Source organism: Vibrio sp. Y176, assembly GCF_033438945.1.
In genome coordinates this window covers 355,551-367,879 of record NZ_JAWOQS010000006.1, presented here as the reverse complement: position 1 = coordinate 367,879, position 12,329 = coordinate 355,551, and the positions used below count along the sequence as shown (strand labels likewise).

The following is a 12,329-nucleotide window of genomic DNA, read 5'->3' as shown; positions in this document are numbered from 1 at the left end:
TAATCCTGCTTTACTGTGATTCAACAGGTGCGTTTGTCAGCCTGATCAGGTAGTATCTGTGACACGAAATTTTTGGTAGGGCGAAGGATAAATGCTAAAGGTTGCGATCAATGGATTTGGACGTATAGGTCGTAATGTTCTGCGAGCGGTGTATGAAAGTGGAAAACACCAGCAGATCAAGGTTGTGGCGGTTAACGAACTAGCACAGCCAGAGGCGATGGCACACCTACTGCAATATGACACCAGTCATGGTCGCTTTGGTAAAAAAATTTCCCATGACCAAGAACATTTGCATGTTCATCATGACAGCGGTGAATATGATTCAATTCGCATTCTCCACCTCTCCGAAATCGAATTACTTCCTTGGCGTGATTTAGAAGTTGATATCGTCTTGGATTGCACTGGTGTATTTGGTTCGCAAGCGGATGGGCAAGCGCATATAGAAGCTGGCGCTAAGAAAGTACTGTTTTCGCACCCGGGCGCAAACGACCTAGATAATACGATTATCTATGGCGTGAACCACGAAACTCTGAAAGACGAGCACCGTGTTGTCTCCAATGGCTCTTGCACCACCAACTGTATCGTTCCCATCATTAAAGTATTAGACGAAGCCTTCGGCATAGAGTCTGGCACCATTACCACAATTCATTCGTCCATGAACGATCAACAAGTAATTGATGCGTATCATAACGACTTACGCCGTACCCGCGCTGCAAGCCAATCTATTATTCCGGTGGACACTAAGTTGCATAAGGGGATTGAAAGAATCTTCCCGAAATTTTCCAACAAATTCGAAGCAATTTCTGTTCGTGTTCCAACGGTTAACGTCACTGCAATGGATTTAAGTGTCACAATTAGTACAAATGTGAAAGTTAATGACGTAAATCAAACCATTGTTAACGCATCTCAGTGTACATTACGTAACATTGTTGACTATACTGAATCGCCACTCGTTTCCATCGACTTTAACCACGACCCCCATAGTGCGATTGTGGATGGAAGCCAGACTAGAGTGAGTAACGGGCAACTCGTAAAAATGCTCGTTTGGTGCGACAACGAATGGGGCTTTGCTAACCGGATGCTGGATACTGCCTTAGCAATGCAAGCTTCTTCGCAAGTGGAACAGTAATGACGAAGAAGTGATGGAGAATTTTTATTTCAAGCCTTGAAATAAATCCATAATATCTCCATATCTATAACCAGTTTGAAGAATTAACAGGCTTGGCAGGGTTGCCGAGTTTTCAAAAACTTTAATTATTAAATATTTGAGAGGACACATCATGTCTGTAATCAAGATGACTGACCTGGATCTTGCAGGTAAACGTGTATTTATCCGTGCTGACCTAAACGTGCCAGTAAAAGACGGTAAAGTAACTTCGGATGCACGTATCATCGCATCTCTTCCAACTATTAAGCACTGCCTAGAAGCAGGCGCTAAAGTAATGGTTACGTCTCACCTAGGTCGCCCAACTGAAGGTGAATACGCTGAAGAGTTCTCTCTACAACCAGTTGTTAATTACCTAAACGACGCACTAGATTGCGAAGTGAAGCTAGCAAAAGACTACCTAGATGGCCTAGAGCTAAATGCGGGTGAACTTGTTGTTCTTGAAAACGTTCGCTTCAACAAAGGCGAAAAGAAAAACGACGAAGAGCTATCTAAGAAATACGCAGCACTATGTGACGTATTCGTAATGGACGCATTCGGTACGGCTCACCGTGCTCAAGCATCTACTCACGGCGTTGGTATGCACGCAGACGTAGCATGTGCTGGTCCTCTACTAGCGAACGAACTAGAAGCGCTAGGCAAAGCAATGGACAAGCCAGCTCGTCCAATGGTTGCTATCGTAGGTGGTTCAAAAGTTTCTACTAAGCTAACTGTTCTTGAGTCTCTATCTAAAATCGCTGACCAACTCGTTGTTGGTGGTGGTATTGCTAACACATTCATCGCAGCTGCTGGCCACAACGTTGGTAAGTCTCTATACGAAGCAGACCTAGTTGAAACAGCTAAGAAGCTAATGGACGAGTGTGCAATTCCAGTAGCAACAGACGTTGCATGTGCGAAAGCATTCGACGAGAACGCAGAAGCTGAAATTAAGCACGTTTCTGAAGTACAAGACGACGACATGATCTTCGACCTTGGTCCAGATTCAACTGCTGAACTAGCTGAAATCCTTAAAAACGCTAAGACTATCCTATGGAATGGTCCAGTAGGCGTATTCGAATTCAAGAACTTCGAAGCAGGTACTAAAGGTATCTCTGAAGCTATCGCAGCTTCTGAAGGCTTCTCTGTTGCTGGTGGTGGTGACACGCTAGCGGCTATCGACAAGTTCGGTATCAAAGCGGATGTATCTTACATCTCTACTGGCGGCGGCGCTTTCCTTGAGTTCGTAGAAGGTAAAGTTCTTCCAGCAGTAGAAATGCTAGAAGCACGCGCTAAGTAATTAAAGCAAAGCGGGGGAGTGATTCTCCCGCTTTCTTGTTTGCTGCAACGTGTGAGGAACTCTGCTAGAATAGCCTCAGTTGTGAGCAAACGTTTGCAAGATTTTCAACTTAACAAGTTTTGTTTAAAAACGACAGATAAATAGGATTACATCCATGTCTAAGATCTTCGACTTCGTAAAACCAGGTGTTATCTCTGGCGATGACGTTCAGAAAGTATTTGAAGTTGCAAAAGAAAACAGCTTTGCACTTCCAGCAGTAAACTGTGTGGGTACTGACTCTGTAAACGCAGTACTTGAAGCAGCTGCAAAAGTTAAAGCTCCAGTTATCGTTCAGTTCTCTAACGGTGGCGCTGCTTTCTTTGCTGGTAAAGGTCTAAAACTTGAAGGTCAAGAAGCTCAAATCCTAGGTGCTGTTGCTGGTGCGAAATACGTTCACGCTGTAGCTGAAGCTTACGGTGTTCCAGTAATCCTACACACTGACCACGCAGCTAAGAAACTACTTCCTTGGATCGACGGTCTACTAGACGCTGGTGAAGAGTACTTCGCGCAAACTGGTAAGCCACTATTCTCTTCTCACATGATCGACCTTTCTGAAGAGTCTCTAGAAGAGAACATCGAAATTTCTGCTAAGTACCTAGAGCGCATGGCTAAAATGAACATGACTCTAGAAATCGAACTAGGTTGTACTGGTGGTGAAGAAGACGGCGTTGACAACTCTGATATGGATGCGTCTGAGCTATACACTTCTCCAGAAGACGTTGCATACGCATACGAGAAACTAAGCGCAATCAGCCACCGTTTCACTATCGCAGCATCTTTCGGTAACGTACACGGCGTATACAAGCCAGGTAACGTTGTACTAACTCCAACTATCCTACGTGATTCTCAAGCGCACGTTTCTGAGAAATTCGGTCTTCCAGCGAACTCTCTAAACTTCGTATTCCACGGCGGTTCAGGTTCTTCTCTAGAAGAAATCCGTGAATCTATCGGCTACGGTGTAATCAAAATGAACATCGATACTGATACACAGTGGGCTACTTGGGATGGTATCCGTAAGTTCGAAGCTGAAAACCACGATTACCTACAAGGTCAGATCGGTAACCCAACTGGTGAAGATGCACCAAACAAGAAGTACTACGATCCACGCGTATGGCTACGTGCAGGCCAAGCTTCAATGGTTACTCGTCTAGAGCAAGCATTTGCTGACCTTAACGCAGTTGACGTACTATAATCGTTACTGATTAAGTTACCTAAAAACCCGCTCTTTGAGCGGGTTTTTTTATGTCTATCATTTTCTTCCCGGCTGCTTTCTCCCGATATTTTTATGCGTTAGATTGTATTTGCTAGTGAGATATCTCACCTTTAACGTTTTTTTAAAGAAAACATGGGAATATCAGTCTTAAGAGTGGCGAAATCAGAGTGCATTGCGTAACCTGTAACAAGTCAGTGTCAGAAAGCTCTGATAAAGTCTTGTTTTGCATATCTTTGCGAAACTCTGACTTTGAAAAAAGTCAGAGTTGGGATATTGTGCCAAAAATCTGACACTGTTCAGTGGAGCAATAGGGATGTTGTTTTAGAAAAGAGCCTTTAAAAAACAAGGTTCATAAATTAACGGCAATTGGATTTATATCTCTTTATTTTTGAGGATAAGAATTATGGCAGGTGAATCGGTGGGTATCGATACCACTTTAACGGATGGTCTAACTCAGGCTGAAACTTGGCTGACAAACAATTCAGATCTACTGGTTCAGTACGGTGTGAACATTATCTCTGCGCTGCTTATTCTGTTTATCGGTAATCTTATCGTTAAGGCAGTCGCTGGTAGTGTTTCTAAAGTACTAGAAAAGAAAAACATGGATAAGGCCGTCGTTGAATTTATTCACGGTCTTGTTCGTTACTTGCTATTTGTAATCGTGCTAATCGCGGCTCTTGGTCGATTAGGAGTTCAAACCGCTTCTGTTGTTGCTGTGATTGGTGCGGCAGGTCTTGCTGTTGGTCTTGCACTACAAGGTTCACTATCAAACTTTGCAGCAGGCGTACTTATTGTTGCGTTCCGTCCATTCAAATCAGGCGACTACGTAGAAATCGGTGGTGTAGCGGGTAGTGTTGAAGCAATTCAAATCTTCCAAACCGTTCTAAAAACACCAGACAACAAAATGGTTGTTGTGCCTAACTCTTCAGTTATCGGCGGTGCCATTACTAACTACTCTCGCCATGCGACACGACGTGTCGACCTAGTGATTGGTGTTTCATACAAAGCAGACCTTAAACTAACGAAGAAAGTGATTCGTGAGACGCTAGAGAAAGATCCACGTATCTTGAAAGACCCGGATATCACAATTGGTGTACTTACGTTAGCAGACTCTTCAGTTAACTTTGTGGTTCGTCCATGGGTGAAAACTGCAGATTACTGGGGCGTATACTTTGATGCAATGCAAGGTATTAAAGAAGCATTGGATGAAAATGGTATCGAGATTCCATTCCCACAAATGGATGTTCACCTGAACAAAGTCGACGCTTAATTAAAAGCAGTCGATATTCAAAAGCGAGGCCAATAGGCCTCGCTTTTTTATATTTCGTAAAGGGTGTGATGACCAGCAAGTAAGAGGCGTTTTAGATGTTTACCTGCAAATCCAAATGTGAACTCAGGTAAGCCAGGCGTATAGAGCAACTCTTGATGTTGATAGAGATTGGTATCAACAATGATAGTGATGTATTCCGGTAAGCCTATTGGGCAAACCGCGCCGGGTACGCAACCTAACACTTCGACCATTTCATCGTCATTACAAATAGAGGGACGTTTACCTGTAATCGCTTTAATCTGCTTGGCATCGAGGCGCGAGTCCTTATCTGTCAGATAAACCGCGTAACCTTGTCCTTTGAGTGTTAAAAAGAGGCTTTTGGTATGCGTACCCGTCCAACCAAGCTCTCTCGCAATGCGTATATCTGTCTCAAAGTCTAAGATGGCTTCGTGCTGCCATTCCCGAAAAGGAATAGAGAGCGCGTTGAATCGCTCTCTATTGTTGTTATAAATACGTTTTAGTGACTCCATGTCTTTGCTGCCTTACTACCTGGTGATTACCAATACTTATCAATAAGCTCACTCGCTAAGATATACGCTATTGTGAACATCATCATTGCGATTGCAATGTCGATGGTTTTTTTCACTTTTGGTTGAGAGAGTGTTGGACCTAGTTTGGCGGCTCCTATCGATAAAGTGTAGAACCAAACAAAGGAAGCCATAATCGTACCTAGTGCAAAAGCAATGCGATCATGGCCTTCAAACTGTCCACCGATCGAACCTAGAATAACGACTGTATCTAAATATAAGTGCGGATTAAGCACAGTGACAGCTAACGCACCTAGAATAACCGTTCGACGACCTCGATCTACGATCTCCCCTTTTGATTCCGATTCACTCTCTGGCTTAAAAGCACTTTTTAGCGAGAGCAGTCCATAGAAGCTTAAGAAAGCAATACCACCAAGTGTCACCGACGTCAGTAAGATTTCATTTTGAGACAGAATTGCACCACCACCAAAGATACCTAGAGAGATGAAAATCATATCTAGCACGCTACAAATAGTGGCGGTTGTTAGGTGGTGGTTACGCTTTATGCCTTGATTCAAAACATACGCATTTTGCGCGCCGATCGGAATGATCATTGATGCTCCTAAACCAAAACCTTGCAATAGAACCCACAAGCTCACACTTCACCTCACTTCAAAATAACAAATACATTTACAGAAAAGGGAAAGATAAAGCGTTTATCTAAATAAGTATAATTAATGATTTTAATCTTACATTAGATAGACTAATTTAACGGGAGGCGTTTGATCAGGAGTGAGAGGAAAGGTATGCGAGGGTTAGATTACAAATGGATTGAGGCATTAGACGCTATAGTTTATCAGGGTAGCTTTGAGCGTGCTGCCGAGCATTTATTTGTTTCTCAATCCGCCATTTCTCAACGTATCAAGCAGTTAGAGAAGTTTCTCGCGCAGCCTGTTTTAATTCGAAGCCAGCCACCTAAGCCAACGCCAATTGGTAAAAAATTGTTGGGTCTTTATCGGCGAGTACGCTTGCTAGAGCATGAAATTCTCCCCGAACTAAAGAATGATACCAGTACGCGACCTGTGCAACTCTCTTTAGCGACTAATGCAGATAGCCTTGCAACATGGCTACTGCCAGCGCTGCAAAATGTTATGAAGCAGCGTCAAGTTGAACTAAAACTGACTATCTATGGTGAATACCGCTCTATTGAAAAACTCAAAAGTGGCGAAGTGACAGGAGCGATCAGCTTGGAGTCCCAGCCAATCCCCGGATGCAGAGCAGACTATTTAGGTCGCATCGATTATGTTTGTGTCGCGAGCCCAGAGTTCTATCAGCGTTATTTTTCTAAAGGCGTAAATAATCAGACATTGGCAAAAGCACCGGCCGTTTCATATGACCAATATGATGATCTACATAAAACATTTCTTACCGAGCATTTTAACGTCAATCCTGACAGCGTTATTCATCACAACATCAGTAGTTCTGAAGCGTTTCTAAAAGTGGCGTTAGCTGGTGTTGCTTATTGCTTGATCCCCCGCTTGCAAATTACCGACGAATTAGACAGAGGTGTGTTGGTTGATGTGACTCCAGGTTTTTTAATGTCCCATCGGATTTATTGGCACCACTGGCAGTTAGAGACTGGGGTATTACAAGAAATCTCACACGCGATAGTGGGGTATGCGCAGCAGCATCTACCTCAATAAGTTTGTCAGAGCTGCATATCGTTAACTTAAGTGTGTTTTGTTTAAAAATTACGCCAATGTTACATAGTCAAAGTTGTGTTAGAAGTCACTATGGGTGCTTGGATAATCGGCGGAAGTTTCTATTATGAAACCACACGCTTTCTCAGCCATGATAGTGATGTTGGAATCTGAGATTAAGTACTTAATTTTGTATGGATGGATTTATTGAATGAAATTGTATTCATTTTTGCTGGCTTCAGCACTCAGCCTTACCAGTGCTTCAGTTTTGGCGAATACGCCAGAGTTTGCTCATGTTACGACAACGGGGTATGGCGAAGTGACGGCCACACCTGATATGGCTACGTTTTCTGTAAAAGTAGTCGATACGACAATGACGGCCGAACAAGCGAAATTGTCCGTAGATAAAACCGTTGAAGAGTTTCTAAAAAGCTTATCGGATGCCGGCTTGTCAAAAGACAATATTACTAGCTCGAATTTATACCTTGCTCCTCAGTACCATTACCCTAAATCAGGGAAAGCAGAACTTGTTGGGTATCGAGCATCTCGCAGTATTGATGTCACGGTGACGGATCTGAAAAACCTTAACCAATACCTAGATATGGCGTTAGAGGCGGGAATTAATCAGGTTGATAATATTCAACTTAAGGTAAGCAACCAAGCCGAGTATCAGCAAAAGGCACGAATGGCTGCGATTAAGGACGCAAGAGAAAAAGCAGGGTCATTAGCGACGGGTTTTGAGAAAAAGTTGGGCGATGTATGGCAGATCAATTACAGACAGATGCACGTTCAGCCTGTGTTAATGCGTTCAATGGCGATGGATAGTAAAGAAGGAGCGAATAGCTACCAAGATTCAACTATGATCATTCGCGATCAAGTCGATGTCATTTATAAGCTAAAGTAAGGCTTAGCAAACAGTAAAAAGCAAAAGGCAGGGAGTCATAACCCCTGCCTTTGTCGTTTCTGTTTCACTGTTTAGTGAAGGATACGAGCACGGATTGTGCCTTCAATGTTTTTGAGCTTTGTTAGAGCTTCTTCTGAGCGTTCAGTTTCAACGTCGATCACTACGTAGCCTATTTCAGCGGCTGTTTGTAGGTACTGCGCGGCAATGTTAATGCCTTCTTCAGCAAAGATGGTGTTGATCTGAGTTAGGATACCAGGACGGTTCTTGTGGATATGAAGCAGACGAGAGCACTCACCACTGTGTTCTGGTAATGACACTTCAGGGAAGTTTACGCTTGAAAGTGTCGATCCGTTATCAGAGTACTTAGCCAGTTTACCCGCCACTTCTAAGCCGATATTTTCTTGTGCTTCTTGTGTTGAACCACCAACGTGTGGAGTGAGGATGACGTTATCGAATTTTTGTAAAGGAGACTCGAACGGGTCAGCATTCGTTTTTGGTTCAGTTGGGAATACATCAATTGCAGCGCCAGCAAGGTGACCAGCTTCTAAGCTATGGCAAAGTGCAGGAATATCCACAACGGTGCCACGTGCCGCGTTGATAAAGATGGAACCTGGTTTCATTCGAGCAAATTCAGCTTCACCCATCATGTTTTTCGTTTCCGGTGTTTCGGGAACGTGCAAAGAAATCACATCACATTTGTTCAATAGTTCACTCATGGTATGTACTTGCGTCGCATTACCAAGGGACAGTTTGTTCTCAATATCGTAGTAGTAAACGCGCATACCTAAGTTTTCGGCAATAATACCAAGCTGAGTACCAATGTGACCGTATCCGATAATGCCAAGGCACTTACCACGAGCTTCGTAAGAGTTGTCTGCACTTTTCTTCCAAATACCGCGATGTGCAAGTGCATTCTTTTCAGGAATACCACGCACTAGTAAAAGGATTTGCCCAAGTACAAGCTCTGCCACGCTTCGAGTGTTAGAGAATGGTGCATTAAAGACAGGAATACCGCGTTTTGCTGCTGCGTCTAGGTTTACTTGGTTAGTACCAATACAAAAACAGCCAATTGCAACCAGCTTGTTCGCCGCATTGATTACCTCTTCGGATAGGTTCGTACGGGAGCGGATACCAATGAAGTGTACGTCTTTTACCGCTTCAATTAGTTCTTCTTCCGGAAGGGAACCTTTATGGTATTCAATGTTGGTATAACCAGCTGCTTGAAGAACTTCAACTGAAGAAGGGTGGAGTCCCTCTAACAAGAGGATCTTAATCTTTTCTTTTTCCAGTGAAACTTTGGCCATTTTTTCTCGTCCTTAAAATGGAAAGGTGGGCTAATGTGGCGCACATTGGACAAAACTATTAAAAAGGGGATAATTAACAGTTTTGTAGGAAGACAAACGTTTCCCTGTGCGTCTTCTGTTCAATAAAGTAACAAAAAAAAATTGCTTTGGGTAAGAAAATTACGGAATAAGAGATAATTTTCTTATAGAAAGGAATAAAAAACGGTGCCTTGCAGCACCGTATGTAATGAAATAACAGAAAAGTGAACCAGATAGGTTCATTTTGGGCTGTTATTTATTCTTCAATTTTTGCACCTTCTGGTGTGCCAGTGATCACTACGTCTGCACCACGATGAGCGAAAAGACCCACAGTCACCACACCAGCGATGCCGTTTATTTTGTCTTCCATTTCTTTCGGGTTGGTAATTTGCATATTGTGCACATCCAGAATCACGTTGCCGTTGTCAGTCACAACGCCTTCACGGTAAGCTGGATCACCACCTAGTTTTACCAATTCACGAGCCACGTAAGAGCGTGCCATTGGGATTACTTCAACAGGCAATGGGAACTGGCCAAGTACGTCAACTGCTTTAGTGCCGTCAACGATACATACGAACTTATCAGAGATTGCTGCGACAATTTTCTCACGAGTCAGAGCCGCGCCGCCGCCTTTGATCATTTCACGTGCTGGGTTGATCTCATCTGCGCCATCAACATACACATCCAGCTTCATTACATCGTTACACTCGTATACTTCAATACCAAGCTCTTTAAGGCGCTCAGTTGAAGCGACAGAGCTAGACACTGCACCTTTAATATCATCTTTGATAGTGCCTAGTGCATCGATGAAGTGATTCACGGTAGAGCCAGTACCAACACCGACAATGCTGCCTTTCTCAACATATTTTAGTGCTGCCCAACCAGCCGCTTTTTTCATTTCATCTTGAGTCATGCCAATCTCCTGAATAGATGTTCGTTAACGTTTGCGGGCGTGATTATAGCGGCTTACTTGTCACTTTCCCATTGCCATATTTGGCTTGGGGTCACGATCTTAGGTAATGGAATGTCCCAGCTTTCAATTGGTAAGCGTTCTACATGTTGGCAGTCATGAGCGATACCAACAGGTTTAGCTCCCTCTCCAGTTATAAACCAACGTGACAGAGTACGATCGTAGTACCCTCCGCCCATGCCTAAGCGGTGTCCGATACTGTCGAACCCAACTAAAGGCGTGCAGATTAAATCAAGCTGGCGAACGGGTTTGAGGTGTCTGATATCGAGCTTGGGCTCTAAGATGCCGTACTTGTTGTAGACGAGCTGTTCATCACTTATATACTGAAGAAACAGTAACTGACCTTTAGAAAAGGGATGGATGACGGGCAGATAAACCGATTTTCCCTGTTGCCATAACCATTCAATGAGCGGTTTAGTATCAAGCTCACCGTCTGCAGAAAGGTAGATGGCAATATGTTGCGCCTGATCGATTTCAGGAAGTTGGGAAAATTGAGTAATAAGGTCGATTCCCGCTTGGTATTGCGTATCACTGCACAGAGCGTTGCGCTTTTCACGAATCAGTTTGCGGAAGTCTTGTCGAGAGAGGTCTGACATAGAGAGAATACCCCAGGGTGCCGTTGAGGATTGTGGCCCTTGAACCAGCTGGTTCAAGGCGGATCAGCAATGACAACCGTAGGCTTCTCGGTGCATGCCGAGCTTGCTCAATAGTTACCAAATACTAACCCTTAGGTATTGCTTATCGGCTCAGGGACTTAAATCCTGCTGACGCACACCCCAGGGTAAATTTTGTATTTACTGCTGTCCTTGCGTAACTTTGCTTAGTGCGTTCTCTAAAGACGCGGTGAGCTTTTCCATTCGCTCAGTAATTTCTTGCTGTTGACCATTGGATTCGTATGACTTGGTGTGCAACTCATAGCAAATATTCAATGCAGCAAAGGTCAGCAGTTGGATTTCATTGGTTACCTTAGTACGTTCGCTCATTTCTTTCAATCGGCGATCAAGATCTTTTGCCGCTGCAACAAGAGACTCTTCTTGTCCTGTCGGACAATTCACACGTGTAAGTTTGCCTAATATTTCAACGTCGATCGCTTGATTGCTCATGATGAATAAACTCTATATTCGCGCTATCTAAGGTGTTGCTTCATACAACTACCGAGGAGCAAACTATAGGAAAACCGCTATTAAGATTCAAGCATTTCCCATCACAGAAAGAGAAATGATGACGAGATCACACAGGAATTGGGCAAATTGAACAAATGCTGTCCAAAATTGAATTTGATAGCCGTTTCAGACCACTAACCTTGATGGTAGGATATACCAATACATTATTACGCAAGAATGAGCCAAGTTATGAGTGAAATCACCCTTCCTGAATACCAATCTATTGCTGCTGAACTGCAATCGGCAAGCCTGGCTGTGACACCGGCGGAGTTACATGGCTTATTTGTTGGCATGTTAAGTGGTGGATTGGCGATCAATGATCAAACTTGGCAGCCGATTCTTTTTGACTACACCAATGATGGGATGGGGTGGCCCTCGACAGCACTCACTTTTGCTCAGAGCATATTCAACGTTACTGTTAATGAGCTTACTGGCACATCAATGGAGCTGTCTTTACTATTGCCAGATGAGCCGGGCGAAGAAGGCTTATTTGCATTAGCCGACAGTGTGTCCGACTTTGTAAACCACTTTATTTCTGGGCTAGGTCTAGCAGGCGTTGCGCTTAACAAAGCATCTGATGACGCTAAAGAAGCACTGGCTGATCTAGAAGAGATTGCCAAATTAGGCATTGATGAAGATGACGATCTTGGTGAACAAGCGCAATTGCTAGAGCAAGTGATTGAGCACATCAAAGCTTGCGTACTAACGATTCATGCTGAATTTGGTGTTCGTCCTGAAAGCAGCGACAAAAAACCTACTATTCACTAATCGTAGACCGTC

The 12,329-nt window shown here is 43.6% G+C and carries 13 protein-coding genes and 1 other RNA gene; 7 read left to right on the top strand and 7 right to left on the bottom strand.

Annotation, left to right across the window (positions count from 1 at the left end; all coding sequences use genetic code 11):
• Positions 1 to 91: 91 nt before the first annotated feature.
• The 4 genes from epd (at position 92) to mscS (ending at position 4,963) form a co-directional block, all read left to right on the top strand.
• Positions 92 to 1,129 carry an erythrose-4-phosphate dehydrogenase gene (gene epd, locus R7O13_RS17170; RefSeq protein ID WP_005384545.1) on the top strand — a complete coding sequence of 346 codons (1,038 nt, stop codon included), beginning with the start codon at positions 92 to 94 and terminating at the stop codon, positions 1,127 to 1,129.
• A 151-nt stretch (positions 1,130 to 1,280) separates the two neighbouring features.
• Positions 1,281 to 2,441, top strand: coding sequence for a phosphoglycerate kinase (locus tag R7O13_RS17165; RefSeq protein ID WP_005384547.1), 1,161 nt, complete (start codon positions 1,281 to 1,283; stop codon positions 2,439 to 2,441).
• 154 nt (positions 2,442 to 2,595) lie between these two features.
• Positions 2,596 to 3,672, top strand: a complete 1,077-nt coding sequence (gene fbaA / locus R7O13_RS17160) for a class II fructose-bisphosphate aldolase (protein WP_005380996.1) — start codon at positions 2,596 to 2,598, stop codon at positions 3,670 to 3,672.
• A 424-nt stretch (positions 3,673 to 4,096) separates the two neighbouring features.
• Positions 4,097 to 4,963: a small-conductance mechanosensitive channel MscS gene (mscS, locus tag R7O13_RS17155; RefSeq protein ID WP_005380995.1), complete on the top strand. Its 867-nt coding sequence runs from the start codon at positions 4,097 to 4,099 to the stop codon at positions 4,961 to 4,963.
• Positions 4,964 to 5,010: 47 nt separating this feature from the next.
• Here the strand turns inward: mscS and R7O13_RS17150 are convergent, their stop codons facing one another.
• A complete protein-coding gene (locus R7O13_RS17150; RefSeq protein WP_005380994.1) occupies positions 5,011 to 5,493 on the bottom strand; it encodes a YbaK/EbsC family protein in 483 nt (160 codons plus the stop codon).
• Positions 5,494 to 5,519: 26 nt separating this feature from the next.
• Positions 5,520 to 6,149, bottom strand: coding sequence for a LysE/ArgO family amino acid transporter (locus R7O13_RS17145; protein WP_262636137.1), 630 nt, complete (start codon positions 6,147 to 6,149; stop codon positions 5,520 to 5,522).
• A 147-nt stretch (positions 6,150 to 6,296) separates the two neighbouring features.
• Here R7O13_RS17145 and R7O13_RS17140 point away from each other — a divergent pair, with 147 nt between their 5' ends.
• Together R7O13_RS17140 and R7O13_RS17135 are read left to right on the top strand one after the other, a co-directional pair.
• Positions 6,297 to 7,193: a LysR family transcriptional regulator ArgP gene (locus R7O13_RS17140; RefSeq protein ID WP_005380990.1), complete on the top strand. Its 897-nt coding sequence runs from the start codon at positions 6,297 to 6,299 to the stop codon at positions 7,191 to 7,193.
• Positions 7,194 to 7,401: 208 nt separating this feature from the next.
• Positions 7,402 to 8,094, top strand: a complete 693-nt coding sequence (locus R7O13_RS17135) for an oxidative stress defense protein (RefSeq protein ID WP_005384550.1) — start codon at positions 7,402 to 7,404, stop codon at positions 8,092 to 8,094.
• 71 nt (positions 8,095 to 8,165) lie between these two features.
• Here the strand turns inward: R7O13_RS17135 and serA are convergent, their stop codons facing one another.
• The 5 genes from serA to R7O13_RS17110 all read right to left on the bottom strand — a co-directional run bounded on the left by serA (position 8,166) and on the right by R7O13_RS17110 (position 11,489).
• Positions 8,166 to 9,398, bottom strand: a complete 1,233-nt coding sequence (serA, locus tag R7O13_RS17130; RefSeq protein ID WP_005384551.1) for a phosphoglycerate dehydrogenase — start codon at positions 9,396 to 9,398, stop codon at positions 8,166 to 8,168.
• 274 nt (positions 9,399 to 9,672) lie between these two features.
• Positions 9,673 to 10,329, bottom strand: coding sequence for a ribose-5-phosphate isomerase RpiA (gene rpiA / locus R7O13_RS17125; protein WP_005380982.1), 657 nt, complete (start codon positions 10,327 to 10,329; stop codon positions 9,673 to 9,675).
• Positions 10,330 to 10,382: 53 nt separating this feature from the next.
• A complete protein-coding gene (locus tag R7O13_RS17120) occupies positions 10,383 to 10,982 on the bottom strand; it encodes a 5-formyltetrahydrofolate cyclo-ligase (RefSeq protein ID WP_005384552.1) in 600 nt (199 codons plus the stop codon).
• A gap of 5 nt (positions 10,983 to 10,987) precedes the next feature.
• Positions 10,988 to 11,172, bottom strand: a non-coding RNA gene (gene ssrS / locus R7O13_RS17115) — 6S RNA.
• Between the two features lie 8 nt (positions 11,173 to 11,180).
• Positions 11,181 to 11,489 (bottom strand): cell division protein ZapA, encoded by a 309-nt coding sequence (locus tag R7O13_RS17110; protein WP_005384553.1) that lies wholly within the window; start codon positions 11,487 to 11,489, stop codon positions 11,181 to 11,183.
• Between the two features lie 249 nt (positions 11,490 to 11,738).
• Between R7O13_RS17110 and R7O13_RS17105 the strand changes: the two genes are divergently transcribed.
• A complete protein-coding gene (locus R7O13_RS17105) occupies positions 11,739 to 12,317 on the top strand; it encodes a YecA family protein (protein ID WP_005380976.1) in 579 nt (192 codons plus the stop codon).
• Positions 12,318 to 12,329 lie beyond the last annotated feature (12 nt).